At 48.5% G+C, this 24,264-nt stretch carries 25 protein-coding genes and 1 other RNA gene; 10 read left to right on the plus strand and 16 right to left on the minus strand.

Features of this window, described 5'->3' with window-relative positions:
* The first annotated feature begins 138 nt into the window (after window positions 1-138).
* Complete coding sequence (locus tag P402_RS16745) at window positions 139-1,932, plus strand: type I phosphomannose isomerase catalytic subunit (protein ID WP_051525150.1); 1,794 nt, start codon at window positions 139-141, stop codon at window positions 1,930-1,932.
* Window positions 1,933-2,400: 468 nt separating this feature from the next.
* On the opposite strand, the gene P402_RS0110225 is transcribed toward P402_RS16745, so the two are convergent.
* From P402_RS0110225 to P402_RS0110235, 3 genes are read right to left on the minus strand one after another with little or no spacing between them, the layout of a single operon-like run.
* Window positions 2,401-2,952 (minus strand): hypothetical protein, encoded by a 552-nt coding sequence (locus P402_RS0110225; RefSeq protein WP_026828594.1) that lies wholly within the window; start codon window positions 2,950-2,952, stop codon window positions 2,401-2,403.
* 47 nt (window positions 2,953-2,999) lie between these two features.
* A complete protein-coding gene (locus tag P402_RS0110230; RefSeq protein ID WP_026828595.1) occupies window positions 3,000-3,473 on the minus strand; it encodes a GNAT family N-acetyltransferase in 474 nt (157 codons plus the stop codon).
* A gap of 35 nt (window positions 3,474-3,508) precedes the next feature.
* Window positions 3,509-4,123 carry an SMI1/KNR4 family protein gene (locus tag P402_RS0110235; protein WP_026828596.1) on the minus strand — a complete coding sequence of 205 codons (615 nt, stop codon included), beginning with the start codon at window positions 4,121-4,123 and terminating at the stop codon, window positions 3,509-3,511.
* A 161-nt stretch (window positions 4,124-4,284) separates the two neighbouring features.
* Here P402_RS0110235 and P402_RS0110240 point away from each other — a divergent pair, with 161 nt between their 5' ends.
* Together P402_RS0110240 and P402_RS0110245 are read left to right on the plus strand one after the other, a co-directional pair.
* The gene (locus P402_RS0110240; RefSeq protein WP_026828597.1) at window positions 4,285-4,605 is read left to right on the plus strand and encodes a hypothetical protein; all 321 of its coding nucleotides are present in this window, start codon (window positions 4,285-4,287) and stop codon (window positions 4,603-4,605) included.
* A 60-nt stretch (window positions 4,606-4,665) separates the two neighbouring features.
* A complete protein-coding gene (locus P402_RS0110245; protein WP_026828598.1) occupies window positions 4,666-5,871 on the plus strand; it encodes a hypothetical protein in 1,206 nt (401 codons plus the stop codon).
* Window positions 5,872-6,241: 370 nt separating this feature from the next.
* Here the strand turns inward: P402_RS0110245 and P402_RS0110250 are convergent, their stop codons facing one another.
* Together P402_RS0110250 and rnpB are read right to left on the minus strand one after the other, a co-directional pair.
* Window positions 6,242-7,387: a THUMP domain-containing class I SAM-dependent RNA methyltransferase gene (locus tag P402_RS0110250; RefSeq protein WP_026828599.1), complete on the minus strand. Its 1,146-nt coding sequence runs from the start codon at window positions 7,385-7,387 to the stop codon at window positions 6,242-6,244.
* 109 nt (window positions 7,388-7,496) lie between these two features.
* Window positions 7,497-7,870, minus strand: an RNA gene (gene rnpB / locus P402_RS16875) — RNase P RNA component class B.
* Between the two features lie 134 nt (window positions 7,871-8,004).
* Here rnpB and P402_RS0110255 point away from each other — a divergent pair.
* Window positions 8,005-8,448, plus strand: coding sequence for a hypothetical protein (locus P402_RS0110255; RefSeq protein ID WP_234944590.1), 444 nt, complete (start codon window positions 8,005-8,007; stop codon window positions 8,446-8,448).
* Between the two features lie 56 nt (window positions 8,449-8,504).
* Here the strand turns inward: P402_RS0110255 and P402_RS0110260 are convergent, their stop codons facing one another.
* From P402_RS0110260 to P402_RS0110275, 4 genes are all read right to left on the minus strand, one after another.
* Window positions 8,505-9,848: a S8 family peptidase gene (locus tag P402_RS0110260; protein ID WP_026828600.1), complete on the minus strand. Its 1,344-nt coding sequence runs from the start codon at window positions 9,846-9,848 to the stop codon at window positions 8,505-8,507.
* A 60-nt stretch (window positions 9,849-9,908) separates the two neighbouring features.
* A complete protein-coding gene (locus P402_RS0110265; protein WP_026828601.1) occupies window positions 9,909-10,325 on the minus strand; it encodes a hypothetical protein in 417 nt (138 codons plus the stop codon).
* Between the two features lie 59 nt (window positions 10,326-10,384).
* Window positions 10,385-11,077: a hypothetical protein gene (locus P402_RS0110270; protein ID WP_026828602.1), complete on the minus strand. Its 693-nt coding sequence runs from the start codon at window positions 11,075-11,077 to the stop codon at window positions 10,385-10,387.
* A gap of 68 nt (window positions 11,078-11,145) precedes the next feature.
* Window positions 11,146-12,141 (minus strand): potassium channel family protein, encoded by a 996-nt coding sequence (locus P402_RS0110275; RefSeq protein ID WP_051525151.1) that lies wholly within the window; start codon window positions 12,139-12,141, stop codon window positions 11,146-11,148.
* Between the two features lie 69 nt (window positions 12,142-12,210).
* On the opposite strand from P402_RS0110275, the gene P402_RS0110280 reads away from it, so the two are divergent.
* The 3 genes from P402_RS0110280 (at window position 12,211) to P402_RS0110290 (ending at window position 13,676) form a co-directional block, all read left to right on the plus strand.
* A complete protein-coding gene (locus P402_RS0110280; RefSeq protein WP_012370146.1) occupies window positions 12,211-12,438 on the plus strand; it encodes a DUF1659 domain-containing protein in 228 nt (75 codons plus the stop codon).
* 34 nt (window positions 12,439-12,472) lie between these two features.
* Window positions 12,473-12,679: a DUF2922 family protein gene (locus tag P402_RS0110285; protein WP_012370145.1), complete on the plus strand. Its 207-nt coding sequence runs from the start codon at window positions 12,473-12,475 to the stop codon at window positions 12,677-12,679.
* 97 nt (window positions 12,680-12,776) lie between these two features.
* Window positions 12,777-13,676 (plus strand): hypothetical protein, encoded by a 900-nt coding sequence (locus P402_RS0110290; protein ID WP_012370144.1) that lies wholly within the window; start codon window positions 12,777-12,779, stop codon window positions 13,674-13,676.
* Window positions 13,677-13,822: 146 nt separating this feature from the next.
* Here P402_RS0110290 and P402_RS0110295 read toward each other — a convergent pair whose 3' ends face one another.
* The gene (locus tag P402_RS0110295; protein WP_026828604.1) at window positions 13,823-14,245 is read right to left on the minus strand and encodes a hypothetical protein; all 423 of its coding nucleotides are present in this window, start codon (window positions 14,243-14,245) and stop codon (window positions 13,823-13,825) included.
* 356 nt (window positions 14,246-14,601) lie between these two features.
* Here P402_RS0110295 and P402_RS0110300 point away from each other — a divergent pair, with 356 nt between their 5' ends.
* From P402_RS0110300 to P402_RS0110310, 3 genes are all read left to right on the plus strand, one after another.
* Window positions 14,602-15,285, plus strand: a complete 684-nt coding sequence (locus P402_RS0110300) for a lytic transglycosylase domain-containing protein (protein ID WP_026828605.1) — start codon at window positions 14,602-14,604, stop codon at window positions 15,283-15,285.
* 14 nt (window positions 15,286-15,299) lie between these two features.
* The gene (locus P402_RS0110305; RefSeq protein WP_026828606.1) at window positions 15,300-15,881 is read left to right on the plus strand and encodes a DUF1643 domain-containing protein; all 582 of its coding nucleotides are present in this window, start codon (window positions 15,300-15,302) and stop codon (window positions 15,879-15,881) included.
* Between the two features lie 119 nt (window positions 15,882-16,000).
* A complete protein-coding gene (locus P402_RS0110310) occupies window positions 16,001-16,798 on the plus strand; it encodes an SMI1/KNR4 family protein (protein ID WP_026828607.1) in 798 nt (265 codons plus the stop codon).
* Between the two features lie 183 nt (window positions 16,799-16,981).
* Here the strand turns inward: P402_RS0110310 and P402_RS0110315 are convergent, their stop codons facing one another.
* The 6 genes from P402_RS0110315 to P402_RS0110340 all read right to left on the minus strand — a co-directional run bounded on the left by P402_RS0110315 (window position 16,982) and on the right by P402_RS0110340 (window position 24,261).
* Window positions 16,982-19,357: a glycoside hydrolase family 31 protein gene (locus P402_RS0110315; protein WP_026828608.1), complete on the minus strand. Its 2,376-nt coding sequence runs from the start codon at window positions 19,355-19,357 to the stop codon at window positions 16,982-16,984.
* A 158-nt stretch (window positions 19,358-19,515) separates the two neighbouring features.
* Window positions 19,516-21,039, minus strand: coding sequence for a cardiolipin synthase (locus tag P402_RS0110320; protein WP_026828609.1), 1,524 nt, complete (start codon window positions 21,037-21,039; stop codon window positions 19,516-19,518).
* A 103-nt stretch (window positions 21,040-21,142) separates the two neighbouring features.
* A complete protein-coding gene (locus P402_RS0110325; RefSeq protein ID WP_026828610.1) occupies window positions 21,143-22,267 on the minus strand; it encodes a GTP-binding protein in 1,125 nt (374 codons plus the stop codon).
* 154 nt (window positions 22,268-22,421) lie between these two features.
* Complete coding sequence (locus P402_RS0110330; protein WP_026828611.1) at window positions 22,422-23,291, minus strand: alpha/beta fold hydrolase; 870 nt, start codon at window positions 23,289-23,291, stop codon at window positions 22,422-22,424.
* A 15-nt stretch (window positions 23,292-23,306) separates the two neighbouring features.
* Complete coding sequence (locus P402_RS0110335) at window positions 23,307-23,753, minus strand: DinB family protein (RefSeq protein ID WP_026828612.1); 447 nt, start codon at window positions 23,751-23,753, stop codon at window positions 23,307-23,309.
* Entirely contained in the window at window positions 23,746-24,261 is a 516-nt protein-coding gene (locus P402_RS0110340; protein ID WP_026828613.1) for a GrpB family protein, read from the minus strand. Before P402_RS0110340 ends, P402_RS0110335 begins: the two co-directional genes overlap by 8 nt.
* Window positions 24,262-24,264 lie beyond the last annotated feature (3 nt).

Here is a 24,264-nt window from a genome sequence, read left to right on the forward strand (position 1 = left end):
CTCCTTTTTTGAAATCGCTTACAAGTTTGATTATACGGATTTATTCTTTCATGTCTATACTTGATAATTATTTTGTTTATTTTTATTTTTTAAAAGTGTAGAGTTGTTATTGAAAATAGATTGAAGGAGGAATAAGACATGCAGGAACCGATTTTTTTCGAACCCGTCGCAAAAGAGCGAATTTGGGGTGGTCAGAAGCTTCGACAGTATGGTTTCCCCGTTTCAGACGAACGACGTATAGGTGAAGTCTGGACGATTGCCAGTCATCCGAACGGCATGACGACCGTTCAATCCAGAACACTGACAGGTCTTACGCTGGAAGAATTATGGTCAAATCACCCTGAAATTTTTGGAATGGAGACGCACTCCGACTTCCCGCTTTTACTGAAGTGGATCGATGCCTCGACGGATTTATCGGTCCAAGTCCACCCGACCGACGCGGATGCGAGACGCTATGAAGACCAGCCGTTCGGTAAGAATGAATGTTGGTACATCATCGATTGTCCTGAGAACGCTACTCTCATCTACGGTCATTCCCTGTCTTCGCCATCCGAACTTGATACGGCAGTCGACCAGGGAACCTTAGTCCAATCGCTGAAGCACATCCCAGTCTCAAAAGGTGATTTCTTCTATGTACCGGCCGGAACGGTCCATGCTTTGACGAAAGGCTGTGTCGTCCTCGAAATCCAACAAAGTTCAGATACGACTTACCGGCTATATGATTATGATCGTCTCGATCCTGTGACAGGAATGAAACGTCCGCTTCATCTCGATCAAGCCCGACGCGTCATCCGTTTCCCGCATTTTCACTACGCGGAACCTCCTGTTTTCTTGTCTTCCTTCCGCAAAAGATTGACGCAGACACCTGATTTCTTCGTCGAAGAATGGGCCATCCGCCAGACACATACCTTGGAGTCATCCCCTTTGTTCCAAATCATTACGGTCATCGAAGGAACGATTGAATTGAATGGTGTTAAATTATCAGTTGGCACAACGGTCCTCTTACCTGCTAATAGCGAGCATACTGTCTCCGGAACAGGACTTCTGATCGTCACCGGTCCCTCACTAAAAATAACGCGTCCGCTCCGGATCGGGATCGATTTAGGTGGCACCCAGACACGCGTCGCCGTCGTCAATCAGGATACTATCATTAAACAGCTATCGTTTCCGACACGTCCGGCAGCTGGTCCGGAACAAACTATCTCTCACATCAAACAAGCCATTCAACTGTTCTCGGACGAATTCCAGCTGACGACAATCGGTATCGCAGCCCCCGGGCCGCTCGATACCAAGACGGGACATCTCCTGTCTCCTCCGAACTTGCCGGGTTGGGATGACGTCGATCTCGTCACCCCTCTATCCTCGACGTTCGACATCCCGGTGTCGCTTGAGAATGATGCGAATGCCGCAGCCCTCGGCGAAGCTCTATTCGGAGCGGGTCAATCGTACTCTTCCGTCTATTACGTGACCGTCAGTACGGGTATAGGCGGCGGATATGTGTATGAGAAAAAACTCATTCGTGGGGCGCACGGGTACGCAGGAGAAATCGGCAATACGATCATCGATTCATCCGGTCCGGCACATCCTGTGCTTAATGCCGGTTCGCTTGAAGGACTGGCCAGCGGCACGGCTCTTCAATCACGCGCTTTAGAAAAGCGGGCGTCGTCCATCGAACGGTTACTCGAGGACCCGCAGGAACGGACCCGTTTCATCAACCACCTGGCGACAGGACTCGCCAATATCATTCATACGATTGATCCAGATGTCATCGTCATCGGCGGTGGGGTTACCGGATCAGCCGATTTGTATTGGGAAGAGTTGCTTGAAGCTGTCAGCGGATTAGTCTATCCGTCGCTCCGATCTAGTATCGATATCCGTCTCGCGACACTGGAGGGTCATGCCGGAGTCATCGGAGCGGCATATCTAGAGTGATTTGCCCCTCACAGATGTTCTCGATCTCTCAGAGATATCGACTCGAGGATTTGATTCATTTCACAACCTAAATATCGCCATTTTCCGTTTGATAGGTATAATGAATTATGAATCTATATTGGAGTTGATCCCATGCCTCAAACATTGTTTTATGTTTCCCTGCTCAATAGCATCTACATCGTAACCAACCTTCTTACTTATTCAGATAGTATCTTCAACGCACCGCTTGGTTTAACGACCCTGATCGCCATAGTCTTGTTAGTACTGAACAACAGATTAAAGAAAACTGCATACTCCACATTCATTAAAACTACAGATGTCCTTAGTTTTATTAACATCCTGATTGGATTTTCGCTGATTGTTTTTATCTAGGAATCTAAAAAAGATGAGCGTATACATCAAGTTGATGTGTACGCTCATCTTTTACGAATTATGTAGACTGATCTTACTTTTGTTTTTGAATCAGTTTTAGTCATCGATGATTTCCCTGTCTTGAAACGGATGCTCCGTAAAGTTTGCAATAAAATCAAAACCGGCAGCATCGTGGTCAATCATCAGATAGTAGATATCCTTCGAAGGAATTGAAAAATCAAACGCAAACAACAGCCAGTCATCCGAGTCATTGATAATGGATATATCTTTTTCCGTTGTGATTAAAACATTTCGCCCGTTATATGCATCAAAATAAGCTAGCGGGAGAAGCTGTTCGACTTCTTCGAGCGAACAGATCTCAAGAAGATAATGGTATCGTCCTCTTGATAACTTGGTCGTTTTTCCTACTTTTGAAAGGCTGATTTCTGAAACGCCACCAAAAGCATGTATATAGAGCGGATACCGGTCCAGTCCCAAAATGAAGTCCTTCAGCAGAAAAAACGCCCCATCTTGATATTTATCTGCTCCAGGAGATGCAGACTCATAATCTTTATCATCAAAAAAGGCATAGAATTGTGTGTCTCCTTGAAATGTGGTTTCCCATTTAAACGTATCGTCTAATCCTCCTAATACTCGGTACAAAATCATCGACTCGACTCCCTCGTTGTCCGTCCACATTAACTACTGTTCCATATTCATTTCATGATTCCTGTATGCAGACGCATTTTGACGAATTCATAACTTCCGCCGTTCGTTTCCTGTTGAAACCGTTCAACCGGTTCAAAACCGCTTTTCGCATACAGCCGGATGGCCCGTTCGTTAAAGGTTGCGACGGCTAATTCGATGTAGCGCGGTTGATACTTTTGAATCGCAAAGGCGAGACCACTTTTCAAGAACGCTGGACCGTTTCCCTGTCCCGTCAAATCTGGTCGCATTCCCAGTGCCAACTCAAGACTATTCTGTCCAGGCTCAAATACAAAAAATCCGATTAGTTTTGTTTCATCCATCACCGCATAATAATGTTCCGTCCGTTGATCGGGATCCAAAAATTCTGCCAAGTCGTCCTGATCGTTCGGCATATCATAAAAGGCAAAGTCGCCTTCGTATGTCCATTCATAGGCAATCTCTTCCGCCTGACTTTGTGTCAGTGGCAGATAAGTATAGCTCATCACGCATTCTCCTTTTTAAAACTACTCACAATGTTTTATTTCTTATCTTCAAGATAAAGTGTTTCGTCGACTTCTTCATACGTTAAAGTATCATCATATATTACAGTCATTTCAAGGTCTTCTGACCACTCCCAAAAGTAATCGCCCTGTGCAATAATAGCGCGTTCTAAAAAACATTCGAAATTCAAATTTAATGGAACAGCCATATCCAGACCATCTGATGGATGCATAACTGTGATATATGGTTTTTTAAAGGATCCTTCTGCATCCGCACATTGATTTTTATCAATTAAAATCCAATCCTCATCTATTTGACCTATGATCCAGAAGTTTCCTTCTGAGAGGAGACCGTCTTCTGAATGGTGTTCTTCTGACATTTCGAGCATTTCCTTAAGAGGAAACAATTCTAGAATTAAATCAGATTCAGTTCTAAATAAGCCACATCCATCATGCAACGTTAAAAAATGTTTATAGTCTTTCGGCAAAGTAAAATTATTTTCAGGCAAGCAGGATTCAATTTCTTGAGAAGTTAAAGGTTTATTAAAACTACAAGTTGCCCATCCGTTTCTACCGTATCTTCCCATAATAAATCTCGGCTCATCTTTAAACATTTGTTTGAGCAAAGTCAATGTTCTTTCAATCGGTTTCATCTTATATCCTCCTCAATTTTCGAACTGCTCCTATTTACAAGTATTCTCTTCATTCTATACCTTTAATTGGAAATAAAGATACCAACTTCTCGCGTTTATGATATGATCAACTCAATAAAAAAATACATATATTACCTTTTTAAAAGAACGGAGGATTTTGAATGAGTGGTGATGGACTAGTTTGGAGTGTTCTAATATCAATCTTAATCGTTTTGAATTTGTCGGCTGTTCTTTTATACAGGAAAGGTAAAATGCCTTTATGGGGATCCGGCTTAATAATCGGAATTCTTGGACCAATCACTGCTTTAATATCAGGTTCTATCTTTTTAAAAATAGATCACAGTATGGGTGGAGACGGTTTTGGGGCTGCTTTTTCAGCTGCTTTTATCGGATTCGTTATCGTTGGTAACGGAATCCTATATCTTATTGTTGGTCTTGCAATAGTGATTACGAACTTCATTAGAAAACGTCAACTAAATTAATGATGATGAAATCTCAAAATATTCATATCTAAAAATGAAAAATAAGGAGGACTTCATATTTTGAAAGAACGAAAACGTTCGGATCGGTATTCATCAGGACTTAATGGGAAAGGGACGCTACTAGCTATTTTGATTGTAATTTCCATAGGAGCAGTTGGGAGTATGGCGAACAATGACGAAACGGATGAAGTGAAAGAACCCAAGCAAGAAGCGAAAGCAGAGGATAAAAAAGAATCAGTCGATCAAGGAATGTCTGAAAAGAAAATTAAAACTACCGTTAAAGTGCAATCACCTAGCGATGTGAGCAATCTAAATGAAATACAACAAGCTGTGAATACGGGAGAAGATGACTTGCGAGACGCCATCGATTCAACAAATCAATTTGTAGACGATCTCGTGACAAAGCAAGAAGCCTTACGTAAATCTAAAAATTTCGCTATTCAAGATTTCCAGAAAACCATCACCGATGATGTCGTGGAAAAGCTCGATAATCAAATTTCATTGTTGAATGATGCAGCTCAAACTGCTCATTCCATGGCAACTGGCGTTTTCTTGAACAACCAAAAAAACATTTCAGTCGAAGGAACTGAAAATCTTGATTTTGTGAAGCTTGAACAGTTAGCAGACAATTTTAATTCAATGGCGTTTAGCTTAGAGACATACGGGATGGCTCTTAGTTTTGAATCGTGGGAAGAAGCCTCTACTTACCTACCAAGCCGTCGGGAAGAATCGCTTCTCGCTATTCCTTTGAACGAAGCAATTCTTGACGCCCCTTCCGGAGATGCTTTAGAAGGAACTACTGATGCTTCTGAAATAATGAGTGAAGACGATGGAGAATTAATTGCAGAGCTTTTAGACGGTCAATTCCAACTTACAACTATGCTAAAAGAAGCTGATGAAATATATTACCAAATGTCGCTCGAATATCCAGCAGAAGGTGACGAGATGACAACGGGTGATGCCCTTTCCATTATGATAAATGGTATGTCTGAGAAAATTATCAGCATACAGAAGTCACCAACAGCTGACGGCAGCATTAAATATACTGCCAACTCCTTATCAGCGACGGTCATCAAGATGCAATCTACCGTAGCAAATTTAATTAGTTCAGAGAAACTATTTAAAAGTGATGAAATGTCGGCACGTCAAGATGGATATTATCGAGGGCAAGAAGCGATTCAAAAGCTTACAGAGCTAAACAGCAGTATGGATACTGCTGAATTTTCACGACTAGATTTATCCACACCGGATATTGATGGGGTTTGATGAGACGAGGAAGTGAATTCACTCTCCTAGTCTGTGCTGGCGTGACCATTTCATACCTCTGTGTTCTGACTTAAGTCGACGTTATCTTCAATTGCCAAGGATTTCGATACACGCACGACACTTTACTGCTCAAAGTCAGGATTCATGCGAAGGTCATCCAAGAATAATTTTGTAATCCGGATGTCAAAACTGTGACGAATAAGTACGCGTATTCCATTCACACCTTACAGGAAAATATGGCTTCTCAGTTCGCGTCTTCATTGGACGACAAAAAAGCCGCTCAACCGAGCGGCTCCTGACATTTTGGCGAAAAAAATTAAAAAGTTGGAACTGAGTGGGAACTGGCGACTTCCCTATCCTTGAAAACCGCTTAAGACTGCGGTCTTTTCCGGCGGAGACCATAATATTGATAAAATTGTACTTCAATATTCCCGTTATACAGCTTACGGCGTTTTGTCGCCGGGCGGCCGAATGCTTTTTCGAACTCGACGTACGACGTGATCATGTAAACACTGTAATACGGGAATTCACGGAATGCATTACCGATCTTCCGGTACAGCTGATGGACTTCGCGTGCGTCCTCAAGACGCTCTCCGTACGGCGGGTTCCCGATGATGACACCAAAGTCTTCCTTCGGCTTGAAGTCAGCCGCGTCACGTTGCATGACGTTGATCGCGTCCCGGACGTCTGCGAGCTCGGCGTTTTGTTTTGCGAGCTTGACCATCTCCGGATCCGTATCGTTGGCATAGATTTTGAGCGGTTTGTCCCACTCAGCTTTGTCGTTTGCTTCCTTGATTGCATCAAACCAGGCTTTTTTTGGAATGCAGGCCCATTCCTGCGAAGCGAATTCGCGGTTGATCCCCGGTGCGATATTCCGACCGATCATTGCCGCTTCAATCGCCAATGTTCCCGAACCCGTAAAGACGTCATAAAGCGGCATATCCGGCTTCCAGTTCGTCAGCATCAGCATTGCCGCGGCCATCGTCTCTTTCAGTGGTGCCGCCGAGTGGAACTCGCGGTAGCCGCGTTTATGCAGCGCATCGCCTGACGTATCGATCGTCAGCGTCGCGATATCTTTTAAGAGCGCGACTTCGATCGGGAAGCTGGCACCGGTTTTCGGTAACCACTCATCGCCCATGTTGTACGCTTCCTGCATGTGCGAGACGATCGCTTTTTCCGTGATCTTCTGACAGTCACGGATCGAGAACAACTTTGATTTGACCGAGCGGCCGTTGACGACGTAGTTCGCTTCCCACGGCAACAGTTCGCTCCACGGGAGGTCTTTGACCTGATCAAATAATTTTTCGAATGATGTCGCTTTAAATTCCGCAACGACGAGTTTGACGCGGTCTGCCGTCCGTAACCAGAGGTTGAGACGGGGAATGTCTTCGAGCTCACAATCGATGTAGACTTTTCCGTCCTCGACCGTACACTCGTATCCTAAATCGCGGACTTCCTTGGCGACGAGGGATTCGATTCCCATTGCCGCCGTCGCGATGACTAAACGTTTTGCCATGATTGTTCACGCTCCTACCTGTTTTTAAAATTTCCAATTTCAGTTCAATAAAAAAAGAGCCCAGTTGGACCTGGACTCTCGTTCAAAGTAAAAATAACAGCCTATGTGGTCCTGTAAGCCATGTTCTGTTCCCTAGTGTTGCAAACGGTTTGACCCTCACACGTGGGCGACAATCATCTATCTCCGTATTTACATACGCTCTCCTTCGCGTTCAGTTCCGCTCCGGAAATTCCCCTACCAAATTTGGGTTTCTCGCTCGTGGGGTTTACCTCGTTCCACCCTTACTGTTTCCAGTAAGGCTCCGTCACTGTGGCACTTTCAAGAAGTTTCGGCCATATCCGAAGACTTAGGCGTTCCTTCTGCCGTCAGCACGACGCTGCCTACACTTATCTTTTCGTGTAGCACGATCACTACAACCATCGCAGGTTGTGCGAGCATGGACTTTCCTCAAAGCACCGAAGTGCCCCGCAATTGTCCGAACCAACATAGTCACTGCTTAACAGTGTAGCGCACGCGAGCGTTTCTAGCAAGAGGTATTTCTCGTTTGATGGGCGGAAAAGTTGCAATTCTTCCTGATTTTACGGTATAGTACAATGGTTCAGAAAGGGGCATATACCATGAAAAAAAGACGCTCTGGTACGAACCAGCGTACCGTACGGAAGTTGACGTTCTTGATCGAGATTGATGAAATCAAGGCCCTTCATCTCCGGAACGGCATTTTTGCCTTTTACCGCAAGGGTGAACTCATCCATGCGTTCGAGCCATTTAATGTAAAACAACCTGATGCATTTTCGAAACGGAGTTACCATTTTGACCAGCATGACATCTTACTGATGAATGAACGGTTCCCGCAACAGATTCCGCTGTACGACGAAGCGATGACGTTACGGTCGTGGGCGAATCAAGTCGAATACGGCTTGTATCAGCTGATCGATTCAGGACGCCTGTCGTTCATCCATGAAGACGATACCGGCTACAAAATGGAAGCAACGATTCAGTGGACCGGCGAAGCGCTAGACGTTCCGACGCCCATCTATAAAAAAGGAAAAGACCCAAAGTAAATACTTTGAGTCCCTAACGAGCTGTCTCCCCTAAGGTGAGACGGCTTTTTTTGTTGTTATTTGACGGTGATGACCCGCTCCGTCACGCGTGTATGACGCCCGCTCGACGTCGCAAAGACGAGTTTATACGTCCCTGCTTCTTTTAAAGCGTACGTATACTTATGGGTACCGTTCCGCAGATAGTCATTCGTAAACGTCTTGACGACTTTACCGTCCTTGTACAGACGGGTCAGCGTCTTCGCGTTCGAATACTCGTCAAAGTAAAGCGCGAACGGCTGATTCGGCTTCAAGACGGACGGGACGGACACTTTCGAGACCGGTGACGGAATCGTCGCAAGCATCCCGGCATTCAAACGACCTGTCCCGTAATGCAGTGACGTATCGCCGGTCTTTTTCGCCGCAGCCGCATACAGCTTACTGCGGAGCGTACTGTTCGTAATGAACGGATTCTTCGATTTCGCAAGGGCAATGACACCGCTGACGATCGGTGTTGCCATCGATGTCCCGTCGAGATAACCGTACTTGTTGCCGACCATCGTCGAGTAGACGCCCTCACCCGGTGCCATGATGTTCAGCCCTTTCCCGTAGTTCGAGAACGTCGAAGCCCGACCGAGCGTCCCGACCGAACCAACGGCAATGACCGAGTTCATCGAGGCCGGGAATAACAGTTTATTGCGTCCGTCGTTCCCGGCTGCACTGACGACGATGATGTTTTTCGCTTCCGCTTTTTTGATTGCGGCTTCCATGTACGGATCGTATTCGTATTGACCAAGCGACAGATTGATCACGTCGGCGCCTTGGGAAATGGCATACAATACGCCGTCCCCGATATCGATCGAACTGGCAAAGTCGCCGTCAAAGACGTCAGCGCCAATCAGTTTGACACCGGATGCGACCCCAACCGTTCCTTTGCCGTCTTCCGCTGCCGCGATGATTCCTGCGACATGCGTCCCGTGATCGTCCGGTTTCCGGATGCCGGAAATCGTCGTCGTCTTATAGATGACATTTTTGAACTCCGAATGATTGACATCAATCGCATCATCGATGACCGCAACACGAACGTCCGATTTACCACGACTGTATTTCCAGTAAGTAGGAATACGCGATTGGTCGAGATATGTCTGTTGCAATTGAGCGGAATCCGTCGCCTTTTCGACGACACTGACCGGAATCAGATCGGCTTCGACATCCGCCTTGTCGATGTGCGGCAACGGTTCGACGAGTGAAAATCCGTCCTGTTTCAATTCCCGAACTTCCTGAAGTCCCTGTTCCGCAAGCCATGTTTGTTTCTGTTGTTCATTAAACGTCGGATCATACTGCACATATTGAGAATTAGCGAACGCAGAAGTAGGTAACCCTACGACGACAGCAAATGTGAGTAGTGCAAGTTTCTTTTTCAATGTGGACCCTGCCCTTCTCTTTTTACACGCCGATTCTATTGATGTGCTGATCCAAACGGACTAAAAAAATGGAACCGTCCCATCGGACTCTTCGCTGACTTCAAATGGAATGATTTTTCCGATCGTGACATAGGAGTAATAACGGACGAGAACGGCACGCCAACGTTTGGCATCAATCCCGGTCAAATCTTCTCCGAGCGGTGATCCGTCAAACGTCTCGAACTGTTGGCAGAAGAAGGCTTCCTCTGCCTCGCTCCACGTCACGGCTTCTCCGATAAAACCGGTGGAAAACCGGACAAAATCAGCAATCGACGGACCAATCACTTCAGACGGCAAACGTTCGCTCATCCGTCCGACCAGCTCATACCGATCGCGTTCCGCCTGCTCTGCTTCTTCTAATGAATGGCACAGCAAGACTTCCCGGTTGATCTCCACTAAAACGACATAATCACCTCGCGGCAAATTGACGTGTATCATCCCTACACCCCTTGGATTAAATTCGTGTAGTATCTAGATGTCACTTTCTATGAGTTAATTTATAATGTCCATTTTCGATCAAACATCAATTCTATCGGTTCGTTATCCTTAGACTTTAACATACGAACCCGTGTCGTATCAATTTGATCGAGTAAATCCGCATCGCCGAGTGATCGGATGACCGGTACGTCCGACTGCTCAATCCGTGACCGGAACGGTGTCAGTAAATCCTGTTGACCACTGGCGAGCGCGTACCAAGCGAGGCGGGCAAACGGTTCATCCTTCGCCGTCTCCAAAGCGTAGCTCTCAAAAATGTCTGGTAAGTAACTGGAAAATTGTTCAAGTGCATCAATTCGTTCTGCGAGATCGAGTACCGTCAACCAACTTGGTAACGACAATAACGATTCACTTGACCACCAATCAATCAAATCAATATGTTCTTTAAACAACTGTTGTGCTTCTGTCCGGTCGATGAAATGGTGCATCGTCTGAATCAATTCGTTCCAGGCAATCGACCAGTATTCTTCCGACGGATTAGCGGAGATGAAGAATTGACGATAAACCGTCAACAGTTCCGAGACTTCCTGTAACGTTTCGACTTCGAGCCGTTGATTTAACCGACTAACTGCTTTTGTGAAATAACTTGGCTCTAACGTCAACGCCATATAAAGTAATTTCGGAACATCTTTTAATTCCCCTTGATCGACCGTCTCAAATAATTCCTGAATCCATTCTGGTTGTGAGTTTGTCATACACTTTTCTCCTCTGCATAGTAAATGTATTTACTATACCCGAAAAAGAATTAATGTAATCCTATTCCTCAGACAGCTCCAATCCGCTGCGCGGTTTCTTCACTGCATAGGACGATCAGTGTCGTATTCGGAGGAATCGGTTCGTTTAACCGCCGATTCAAATCGAGCCGTTTACCGTCCGATAAAATCGTCACCCCGTCTTCGAGCAGGATATGAAAGGCATCACGAAACGTCTGCCACTCGGGTTTAGCGGGAAGCGAAAACATCCCGTCCCCGTCTTTCGTCAAGAGATTCGTCACGACTTTCGAGACACCGGGATGGTAGGCGGCGAGTATCGCCATTCGGGCGACTGTTTCGTCGCCGAGCAACACTTCATCGACTTTGACCTGTTCAAAACTGTCGAGATGTTCCTCGAGCATCATCTCGACAATCGTATAGATGTTCGGATTCGCCCGTTCGATGCTCGCCGCGATCAACAGCGTCCGGCCGTCAGCAAGCGCCGGTGGAATCGAATGATCGGCGAGGACGATCGCCCGGGTCGCTTTTTTGATATTCGCCCGCTGTAACGTCGCGTCCAGCGCCGGGTCACCGCTGACATAATGGAACCGCGGATGACTGAACGGTTCCCGCTCGAGATCATCGATCAGGATGACGTCTGTTGTTTCAAGCAATTCGTCGATGACGTGTTTTGAACGGCGGCTGTAGCCGAAGACTAACGTATGTCCCGTCTCTTTCACTTGCAATAACCCTCTTTCCTTTTGATTGCGAATCAATTGGACTCCGTCGACGAGTTTTGAAATCAGACCGCCGACGATCCCGATGCCGAAGATGAAGACGAAGATTGTCATGAAACGTCCGAAATCCGTATTCGGGAAAAAGTCCCCGTACCCGACGGTCACGACCGTCGTCATCGTCCAGTAGACGGCCCGGAAGTAAGAGCCGAACGTGTCCGGTTCCGCCAGATACATGATTAAGGCGACACCGAACACAAACAGAAACGACGCATAGGCGAGCGTCCGCATCCTCAAAAAGGACATCCGTCGTAAAAAACGTAACCAGACCATACTTTTTTTCACCCTTTCCGAACATTTCCTGTTTTCGTCCTGTCAATAAGGGCGAAGGAGGTGATACACATGACACAAGCTGAAGAAATCAAAACCAGTTTAGTCGTCGTCTTCGAACGAAACGACAAGGTGACACCAAACGGGGATGCTGTTCTCGCCCGCCGTCGCTTTAACGGTCTGCGGTCCGATCTTGAACCGCAAGTCGTCGCGTCAATCGGTCAGGCAATCGGTAAGATGCTTGCCGGCTCGTACACACACACGGAAATCAGCCGTGATTTCGCTTTACTTAACGCTTAAGGCACTTCACTACACCAATTAAAGGAGGAATTTGATGGAACACACGATTGTTCTGACATTCGATACGTTACTCAAAAAACCGTACCGCTTACGCCTGACGGGTGCGAAACCCGATACGTCGGTCACCGAGATCAAGGCACTCGGACAGCTGATGGTCGACCACGACCCGTTCCATGACGGGCTCGTCAAGTTGAGCCAGGCCGAGTTGCAAAACAGTTCGGAATCCGCCTACGTCATTTAAGCGGAGAAAAACTCATCGTCATCATCACCCGTAGAGGTGATGGTGACTTTTTTTTGGTATACTAGAAACATCAAGCAACTGGAAAGGAAGTCAATTTATGGCCAAACGCCCTCTTACGCCCCGCGAATGTGAACTCGTCGTCAGCAGCCTCTACGTGATGGAGCTGATTCCATTCGAAGGAATCATGGAACGACTCGAATCAATCACACTCCGCGATATCATCGGACCGGTCGCTGCCGGCGAGATGTCCCGGGAGCAGGCTGCCGATGCCCTCGATCAATACATCAAAGTGCGCCGCCGCCGTTTCCGTAACGTCCCGCCGGAACACCTTTGGTCGCTCGACGACCGGATGGAGCAAGAAGCGTTACGGATGATCCGCAAACGTGCGCCGTTGACGGCCGGTGAAAAACTCCAACCGAAAGCGATCCCGTTCGAAATGGGCGATACGGTCGAAATGACGGTGACGGAAGTCCAGGAACGTAACGGAAAAGTCAACGTCATCGGCAAGGTCGGCCAAGTGACGGCCAAACTGCCCGTCGCCAACCGGCAAGCGGTCAAAAGCAGCAAGACGATGTCCGCCTGGATCACCGGAATCGAAAAGAAACCGGCCTTGATCCATCTGTCGACGTCCGATTACGGAAAACATCAACCGTCCGCTGACGTCAAAGAAGCCTATGTCACGGCCATTGCTTCACTCCGGGAGTACTTCGAGACGATGACGGTCCCGTCGACGGAAGAAGTCGATCTCGCGAAGTCACTCTTCCAACGGATGATCCGCCGTGATCAAAACGACTGGTTCACGGTCTACGTCGCGATGGGACGTCCGCAGCTCGACCACGTCCGGCGCTGGGTCAAAGTCATCCAGATGCTCGGCAAGTCTCTTCGCGGTGACGAGGAAGCGACCCGTATGCTTGCCTCGCAAGAAGACCGGTTCTTCAAGGATGCCTTGCTCCGGGCGTGTCGGGCGGCTGAAAAAAACTTCTCGAACCCTATGTAATGCTTTCGACTACAAGGAAGCCTTTTCCTCGTCTGTTTCCAAAATCATTTTTTCAATGACGGTCCCTTCATCTGCTTCTACGGTGAGGGACCGTTTTGTCGTCTACCAAAAAAAAGACCGCCGGCGTCGGCCGGCGGTCTAACGAATTATGTGATATCAACTGTTGATTCAAGTGCCCGGCAGGTCCGGCGCACGGTCGGAAGGAAATCCGTCCGTTTGGCGACCCCACCCTCAATCAAAAAGTGCTGGATGCCTTTCGTACGTTGAATGGCCGTCAAGACGGTGACCAGTTCGATGAACCAGTTCGAAATCAATTCCACGACCTGTTCATCAAATGCTGCTGCTCCATACACATCATACCCGTTCTCGCAGAGATGGTTCGGGAAACGTTCCTTGAACCGAAAAATCAGTGTAGCCGTTGTTGGAATGTAAAAGTGATCGAAGATGATCCGTTGTTCTTGATCTGTTTCTTTCTCCGTCAGTCCATCCATCATCAACTTCGGTTGACTCCCGATATTCAGAGTCCAACTTGTTTTCTTTCGTTCGCCAGTGGAAGTGATCGTTCGCATGGTTTCGTCCATCTCCTTTGATGTGTAAGCGTTTACCTCTTCATTTTACAAGCCCATCGACGATTCCTGCAACCGTCAAAATCTTAAAAAATGAACGATGACTTCATCTGACATTCAGTCTATCAAATTTCGCTTGTTTTGACGATGTCAGTAATTAACAACTTCTTTACTCGTTACAACCAGATTTAATCGGAAACCCCTTCTTAAAATGAAGCTTTGCGACAGGATTTCCGTTATTCTCTCGTAGCATGTGACCGCTCTCACCGTTGCACGGGAACGGACTTCACAAAAAAACTATTAGCCGCTTGCGAAATATGATACCATTCAGTGGAATCACAGAAAGAGGAGAGAACAAAATGCGAAAAGTTTTTCGATTAAGCATCTTGTTCGTACTGATCGTCCTCATCGGTAGTAGCATCATCTACTGGCAAAACCGGGAACGTGTCCAAAATGAACTGTATCGCACCTATTATGGACAGTACGGTGTCCCAGCCGAGAATATCGACATCTACGAACAAGCCGGTGACCGCTACGAGGTCGATTGGAAGTTACTTGCCGCGATTCATCGCGTCGAGACGATCTTCTCGAAATCGTCCGCCATGCAGTCTTCCGTCGGTGCAATCGGCCCTTTCCAGTTCATGCCGAAGACATGGGTCGGTTGGGGGTATGAAGGCGGAACGTCACTTGGCGACATCGAGCATGACGGGATTGACTTGACCGATCCGGAAGCCATCAAACAATATGGCGGACTTGGTGTCGATGCGAACGGAGACGGCAAAGCCGATCCGACGGATTTGACGGACAGCGCTCACACGGCCGCGAAGTACCTCAATCAGCACGACGTCACGACACGCTCTGACCGAGGAACGCTTGAATCTGCCCTGTTTGAATACAATCGCAGTGAACAGTATGTCATTGACGTCCTCGACCAATACGATGCCTATCAACAACAAATCGAGCCGATTGATGCGAACGATCTCGATTTCAAGAAACAGACACTTGCCCAACTCCTTCGCATCAGTTTACGTTTGACCAACTAAAAGGAGGCACCACCATGACACAACCCGATCGTTCGTCCTTGACGATTGAGGAATCGTCGATCCGCGTCCAAACGACGTTTGACGAAGCAAAAACAAAACGCTATCTGCGGAGTTACATCTTTGACGACGTGACGGACGGCGCATACGTCGCCGCCCTGATTTACACGCCGCGGACGACGGATGCCTTTTTATCCGGGACGACGACGCAACGCGCGTATAATTTGATGAAAAAGCATATCGAAGATCCGATCAAACAATACGACATCATCAGTCTGATGCCGGACCTGCTCGTCAGCGAAGACTTGCCGTTCGCGCAAGCCAGTTTCGACGAAATCAATTACGAGTTCGTCGAACAGACGTTACGTCAGGTCAAGGAGACGAATGGTGTCGTCTTGTGCGGCTGGGGTTCGCCCGGTCGCCTGATGCACCATTTGCCGGCCTACGAAAAGCTGTTTGACCAGTATGCCGACGTTCTGTATTGTTCCGGCATCACCTCAAAAGGGGAACCGAACCATCTCCGGTTGACCGTCGACGACAGTCCGATGATCACCTATCAGGATATGAAGTTAAAAGCGAAGAAGTTAAAGCGTAAATGATAGTACTTTAAAGGTGTTCTTTCCGTCAGTTGCGGAAGAACACCTTTCTTGTATACTGTTTTTTTATATCTTGCAAAAATGCTACCAATTAAATACTACTAGAAAGAAGGTTAGATACTTTGAAGTTTTGGAATGAAGAGGAAGAGTTGAAAGCACCTGCTTTACTTAAAGCGGACATCCACAGGATTCAACAGGAACTTGCTGGTCATTTTCCTGAAGCCTACATAGAAAAATTATCAGAACAAAATGGAGGATCTGTCGTTTTTAATGCTGTTTCAGTGGATTTTGAAAACACTTGGTCAGATCAGGACACTCAACCGTTTTTGCCCTTCTCCTTCATACAACCGTTATCTTACGATGTTTACCAATCAAACGTAGGTACTTTACGAGAATGGGATGTAACCGGAAAAAAGATGATTTTTGCCAATGGTGGTGGCAGTTACTTCTACTATTTCAATTTTGAAGACAATGCACACGAACCGTCCGTCTGGTGTCTGGATATCTCAGTTATTTCTAATCATTTTGTGGCAAGCTCCTTTGACGAATTACTGATGAAGTTGTCTGTCCAGGAAGGTGAACCGATTGATGCAACTGACGCTTCTGTGAGTTTTTTGACGATGGAAGAAATCCTTGAATTAATTAATCACGGCGATGAGGATGACACTTTACTTGCGCACTCCCATTGGATGGTGATTGGTCAAGAACCGGAACGATTGGTACGTGAATTGATGCAACGGATTGAACAGAGTAATAATGAAGATCAGATTGACAGTTATGCGGGATACCTAGCCGAGACAATGATCAATCATTCAGAAAAACTGAAGAATTCTCTTGAAGACGTCATCGACTTATTGAAGAGCAAACATCTTATTACAGATTTGAGTGATCTTATCGAATGGTTGGATGAAGAAATGTGACAAAAACGGATCTTGAAGTTTTGTGCAATGCTGATTGACCAATTGATGTTTGCATAAAAAAGAAGCGATGGACGTGTCCATCGCTACTTTTGTCCTGTTTGCAAATCTCACTACTCTTCATCCGACTCCTACAGGGAAAAGCGGATGAAAAGACAGTGAGATATCGCAATAACTCAATTGTTTTTAGAACAACATGATCTCAAGCAGGCAGTCGACGAGATCCTTCTCAAGATTTAGCGCCTGCAACTGATGCATCAAGTTGACCGGTTCCAAACGTTGGGACAACAACCGGTACAAACGGTCCTTCAGATCATAGCCGATCTCCGCCTGATCAAGGAACGTATACAACCGTTCCATCCGGTTATCGTTCGTCGACATGTCGACCTGAAGCGACAAGACTTGCGTCTCACCGAGTTCACCAAGATCAACCGACAATGATTGAGTCTGATGATCATAACGGCTCGGCAGGACTTTCCCGTCCCGTGAGACGTGTCCTTCGTTGACACCACGCAAGATCAGTGTCACTTCACGTTTTTCCGGCAACAACTCCCGTTTGCCGAACGGGGTCGCAATCGTCAAAGTCCGGGCCGCCCAGTCGAGTTCAAATGCCGTCTCGACATTTTCCCCGTCCCGGTGCGCGACACCGACATTGTCATCTTCAAACAATGTGAACCGGTTTGACGCCCCCGGGAAGACAAGCAGTTCGAGATGATCCGGATTATCGAGCGCATTCGAATGTTCGAGGTGCTGACCGAGCGGAACAATTGCGCCGGCTTTCGCGAGCACCCCTTGATCGTCAAGCTTTCGGAACAGACGCATCTGTTTGCCGCCCGTATAACGGTGACCGGTGAAGAAATCAAACCATTCGCCTTCCGGCAACCAGGCCGTCGTCGCTGCGACGTGCAGCTTCGGATTCATCGGTTCGACGATCGGTGTGACCATCAATTCCGTCCCGAAGTAATACTGGTTCGGAACGGCATACGCCAGTTCCTCTTCCGGATGTTCGTAATACATCGGCGAGACGAGCGGTAAGCCGTCAAAGTGATTGCGGGCGTTCATCGTATAGATGTACGGCACGAGCTGATGACGAAGTCGTAAATACTTCTTCATCACTTGTTCCGACTCGACCGAGTACCGCCACGGCTCTTTCCCGTTGAAGATACTCATCGTACTGTGCAGACGCATAATCGGGCTGAAGACGCCGTACTGGAGCCAACGCGTCGACAGTTCGTCGTCCTTCTCCCCACGCTGGTGACCGCCGATATCATGACTCCACCAGCCGTAGCCGATGTTTGAGGCCGTCGCCGTGAAATACGGTTGGAATTTCAGCGATGCCCAGGAAATCAACGTATCGCCCGAGAAACCGACCGGATAGCGGTGACTGCCGGGTCCGGCATACCGCGAGAAGATCAACGGACGATTGCCGTCCCGCGCGATGTCGAGGGCATGGTAATGATTGAGCATCCAGAGCGGATCAAGCCCCTTCATCTTCGAGTTTGCGCCCTGTTGCCAGTCAATCCACCAGAAGTCGACCCCATCGGCTTCATGCGGGTGATGCAGCTTCGTAAAATAGTTTTCGATGAAATCGCGGTCTGAGAAGTCGAACGGAATCCGGTCTTCCGTATCCGGGTCAACCCCCATCGCAACAGCCATCGCCTCATACGCTTCTTCGAATCCACGGACACCGTCGGCCGGGTGCAGGTTGAGTGTCACCATCCGGTCGTCATCCTTTAACCATTGCAGGAACCCTTTTGGATCCGGGAACAGATCGCGGTTCCACGTGTAGCCTGTCCAGCCGCTGCCGTATTTCTCCGGAATGTCCGTCACGTGCCAGTCCATGTCGATGACGCTGACCGAAAACGGGACGTCCTCTGCCTTGAAGCGGGTCATCAAATCCTTGTATTCTTTTTCGTTATAGCGCCAGTAGCGGCTCCACCAGTTCCCGAGCACTTGCCGCGGTAACATCGGAGTCGGACCGGTCAACCGGTAAAAGTCTTTTAATGCCTGTTTGTAGTCGTGACCATAACCGAAATAATAGATGTCCTGCGCCCCTTCTTGACGGGGTTCGACGAAATGGTCTTCCGTCAGGACGAATGACGCCGAGTCATCGATGGCCGCATAGCCTTGACGGGAGATGATTCCTTCTTCGAGCGGAATCTCACCGTCGGCATGATCAAGCGTCCGCGCCGTCCCTTTGAGGGTCCGGAGCGGTCCGCCGTACGTGTAGCGGCTGTAATACGTACTGAAGTTTCCAAGGACGTCGATGTAGAGGGTGTTCGACGCAAACGGTCCTTTTGTATAATGCAAATGGACGTGTTCCGTGATGATTTGCAACTCCGTTTCGTCTTCGACGATCCGGTACGACGGCACCGGGAAATCACGGTACCAAACGGTTTGCGTCGGCCGATCTTCGAATTGTCCGTCCGCTGCGTACTCGAGTCGAATTAGGCGACTGGTGAGAACGGTGAAGCGGTATGTGTCGCCTTGGACAATTGCTTCCGGTCGTGCCAATGGTTTCATGTCTCGGGTATAGAAATGGGATTCGTCAATTGTGCGCATACGGGATCAGGACGCGAACGCCCTTGTCACTTCCTTCCAAAAATTAAGTGTGCAACCGATTACACTATTAGTGTATAAGAGTTGTTGTTCCCGTTTCAAGTGACAGTTAATCAAAAAACGCACCAGTCCTTTGAAAATCAAGGACGATGCGCTTGTGATCATAACAATGGTGAAATCAAACGGGAGAACGATTCAAAGATCCGGAACCGCATCGGACGTTTGACATAATCCGCCGAAGACAACTGAATCGAGACGTCGAAATCATCGATGAAATCGCGTTCGAGCCGGGCCGCACTCTCGGAATCATACATAAAGGCCATCAGTTCGTAGTTCAAAACGAAGCTCCGGATATCCATGTTCGCCGTTCCGACGACGGCAATCTTTCCATCGACGAGGAACAGTTTGGCATGGATGAAGTGCCGGTTATACGTATAAATTTTGACTCCATCTTTTAACAAAGGTCCGAAATAGGACCGGGTTCCATAGTAGGAGGTAAAACTGTCTCCCTTACCCGGTGTTAAAATCCGGACGTCCAGTCCTGCACGGGCCGCGAGACGCAGCAATGTCATCGTCTCGTTATCCGGAATCAGATACGGAGTCGAAATCCAGATCGACCGCTGTGCCGAGATGATGGCAGCAATTAACGCGTTCCGGATGGCCGGATCTTTTGACGTCGGTCCACTCGTCACGACCTGGACTGCACCGTCCGACTCGACATCATGTTTCGGGAAGTAATGTTCGATTGCGCCCTCACCAGCAAACGTTTCCCACGTATCACTGCCTTCGAGATGGGCGTATAACCAATCATCGAGGAACGTCGCCTGCAATTCCTTGACGGCCCGTCCTTCGAGCCGAAGGTGGGTATCGCGCCAAAAACCGAACTTCTTACTTTTCCCGTCGTACTCGTCGCCGACGTTCAGTCCACCGGTAAAGCCGATCTTCCCGTCAATGACGACGATTTTCCGGTGATTGCGGAAGTTCGCCGTGAAGATGAATAACGGACTTGAAATCGGGTCGTAGGCGGCAATCTTCGCCCCGGCTTCCCGGAGCGGTTTTAAAAAGCCTTCCCCGAGCATGTAACTCCCGAGCCCGTCAAACATGAACCGGACTTCGACACCGGCGTTTAACCGGTCAATCAATGCTTCGCGGATTGCCTGTCCGGTCTCATCGTTCCGGTAAATGTAGTATTGGATGTGGACATGATGCTGCGCGGAACGAATCATCCGGAGAATTTCCGGGAACGTCTCGTTACCGTTCGTCAGGATTTGACTGGCAGTATGGACATCAACGCCACCGCCGCCAAAGTTCCGAATCGTATTGGCCAGCTTCAGGTGATTCGGCGGCAACTCACTGACCGCAAGCGACCGGACGGGACGAATTGCCTGTTTCAGCAATGTCCGCTCGTCATGCGATCGCCGGTTCCGGCGGCGGCGGCGCGGATTGCGCCCGAACATCATCCAGATGATGACGCCAAGAATCGGTAAGAAAATCAAAACTAAAAACCAGGCAATCGTCGATTCCGCTGTCCGGTTTTCGATGAAGATAATCATGATGACGGCAAGCGGTACGACGGTCGCGGAAATCGTCAGCACATAAAATAAATAGCCCAATTGGTATAGCCCCCAAATGATTCCACCGGCAACTAAAAACACGAGCGCGAACTGTAAAATCCGATTGCGCACTAGACTTCCTCCTCTGCAACGTACTCTATTCTTTTCATTCCCTGTCTCCTTTAAAAATATAGCAAAAAAAGAAACCACGGATGTGATTTCTTGAAAAGTTGACCTATTTTGAAAAATTCATGTCGTACAGCTCGCGTCCCGGAATCGGATCATTCAGGCTCGTCCAGTTCGTTTCGTGCTCTTGAACAAGGCAAGCGTCAAACTCCACTTCGAGTGCCTGCTGATCAAAGCCGATCCCAATCAGAACGAGTTCGGTCCGGCGATCCGCGACTGATTCGAAGCGTCCGGCATATTCCATATTCGAGGCATATCCCGCCTGATGGAACAACAAAGCGATTTCCGGGCGGGTCGCAAGATACAAGAAGCCTTTGGCACGAACGACTTCTTCCGGCCACGCCTCAATCAAGGCCAACAACCGTTCTGGATGAAACGGAACATCGCGCTTGTAGACAAACGAACTGATCCCGTATTCTTCTGTTTCCGGAACGTGTTCCTCGGCATTCAGCTCGCGGATCCAGCCGGCGCTTGCTGCCGCCTGTTCGAAATCAAACAGATCAACGTCCAGAATCTCGGACGGATCAACCTGCCCATGTGTCGTCTCGATCAGTTTGGCAAGCGGATTGAGTGCCTTTAAGTAGCCGGTGACATCGTGCTTTTCCTGCATGGTCAACCGGTCGATTTTGTTCAATAAAATGATATCGGCGAACTCGATCTGATCGACGAGGAGATCAACGACTTCCCGGACATCCGTCTCGTCGACCGCCTGTTGCCTTTCAATCAACGATTCACCGGACTCAAAGTCTTTCAGGAATCGATAGCCGTCGATGACCGTTACCATCGCATTGATTTTTGTCGTCTCCGTCAAATCAATCTGACTGTCTTCATCGAGGTATGTAAACGTCTGAGCAACCGGAATCGGTTCCGAAATGCCACTCGATTCGATGACGATGCCGTCGATATTGCCCTGCTCGACGAGCCGTCGGACTTCGAGTAATAGATCGTCCCGCAACGTACAACAGATGCAACCGTTCGATAACGTCACGAATGATTCTTCCGTCCGCGAAAAACCGCCTTGTTCGATCAACACGGCGTCGATGTTGACTTCGCTCATATCGTTGACGATGATGGCAAGCTTGCGCCCTTGCCGGTTGTTTAATAAATGATTTAATACAGTTGTCTTACCGGCACCAAGATAACCGGACAGGACCGTGATGGGGATCGGATGCATAGTCATTACTCCTTTTTAGTCAAATCGGAATCATTACGTTTTAAATAGTAATCGTTCCGATTTACTCTGTCAACTGCTGTTTTACAACATGAAAAAACTCCCGCTTCCATGACGGTTCTCGACGCGTCACAGAAACGGGATGTCTGGATCAGACTTATTTAAAAAAGGCAGTTCGGATCAAGCGGACGATCGTTCCGGCGGCTTCCTCCGAAAATCCGGCAATCGTATAATGATTCGTGTCCGGAATGACATGGAATTCCGCGTCCGGCAGACTCGCAGCAAACCGTTCATGTGCGGCATTAATCCGCTTCGTCAGTTCCGGGTTCAGCCAGTTTTCCGGCATCCCGCCGGCCCAGTCCGAAGCGGATAACACGAGAACCGGCGGCACAATATGCTCGACGACTTCCAGGACGTGCTGATTATTCGCTTCGACTGCCTGCCACTCGTCCAGCGTCCCCCGCCAGTGGTTTTTCCGTGCCATGTTGCGCCACATCGGAATCCGATCGGCCTCCGGCAGGCTGGTGAACATCCGTGCGCCGAGGTCATCCGGAATCAACCAGGCGAGTGGCCGGACATGACTCAAGACATACAAAAAGCGGTTCCATTCCTCCTGCGTCCGCTCATACCAATTTGGTAGTTCGGCATCAACTTCCGGATGCGACGGATCAAGCAGGACAATCCCTGCCGTCTCGTCCGGTCGGCGGCGTCCGAGTTCAAGCGAGATATAGGCACCGAGGGAATGCCCGATGAAGACGAACGGTCCTTTGATGTCCAGCAAATCAAGGACCCGTTCCAGTTCATCCGCTTGTTGCGTAAACAACCGTTTCGTTTTACCGCGGGTCGATCGGCCGTAACCGAGCCGCGAATATTCGAAAACGCGACCCTGTTTCAATAATTCCCCGCGGAGCCAGCCCCATTGGTAATGACTCGACATCATTCCGTGATCGAGGATGAACGTCACATTCCCCGTCCCTGTCAAGCGTGTATCAAAGCGGCCGTCTGCTGTATCTACAATCCTTTCCATTTCAACACTCTCCTATTATTCAAACAAATTCAACTTGATGTCATAACCAAGCAGGTTCAAGTAATCAAATAACTGTGACCGGTGATGATACAAATGGACGGCTGCTTCCATCAGCCAACCGGCTGAGCTGTCGGAGACGCCCCAGTAGGTCGGTTCCGTCGCAAAACCACTTGCAAGCCGGTCTTGATAATACTGCCACGACCGGTCCAAGCGGTCGATCAGCTGACCGGGCGGCACGGGAACGGCATAAAACTGTGCCATTTCGTCCGCCGTCGCTCCGGTCGCAATCCGTAAATCGGCTTCAAGCAACACAGCAAGATGCACCGCTACTTCATAGACGGACCGCTTGCCGGGAATCGGATGTTTGTCCCAGTCTTCCGGCTGAATCAGCCGGATCAACGCACGTGTCGTCCGGACACCGACACCAACGTGCCGGTCAAGTGCCTGTTGCCAGTCATTCATGCGACCACCAGACCAGTGCCCGTTGCTCCATCGCTTTGACAAAGGAGTCCTTGCCGGCAATGTAGGCACTGATGTCTTCCGGATACCGTACCGCCAGTTGCTCTTTGATTGTACTGTACGCTTCGACTTCCTGCGGATGTTCTCGCAAGTAATCGCGAAAGACGACGTGACGCATGATTTCCGGATTGCCGGTCGCATAAAGATGAATGTGGTGCGTCCGGTCGTCGCCGCCTTTTCGGTAATAGCGGCGCCCGGGCATCCCGAACTCCCCTTTGGTTTCATAGCCAATCTGTTCCATCGCTACGTCAAATGCTTCAATCCCGTCAAGTGAATCGACGACCGGCAGGATATCGAGTATCGGTTTTGCCGATAATCCCGGGACCGATGTACTGCCGATATGATGAACTGCAAGCAGACGGTCGCCGAAAATCGTCTCCAACTGCTCTTTTGCCTGTTGAAACGCTTCTGGCCAGGACGACTGATATGGTGTGACGATGACTTGCCGCATGGT

Origin of the sequence: Exiguobacterium sibiricum 7-3 (assembly GCF_000620865.1) — a bacterium.
Lineage (GTDB): Bacteria > Bacillota > Bacilli > Exiguobacteriales > Exiguobacteriaceae > Exiguobacterium_A > Exiguobacterium_A sibiricum_A.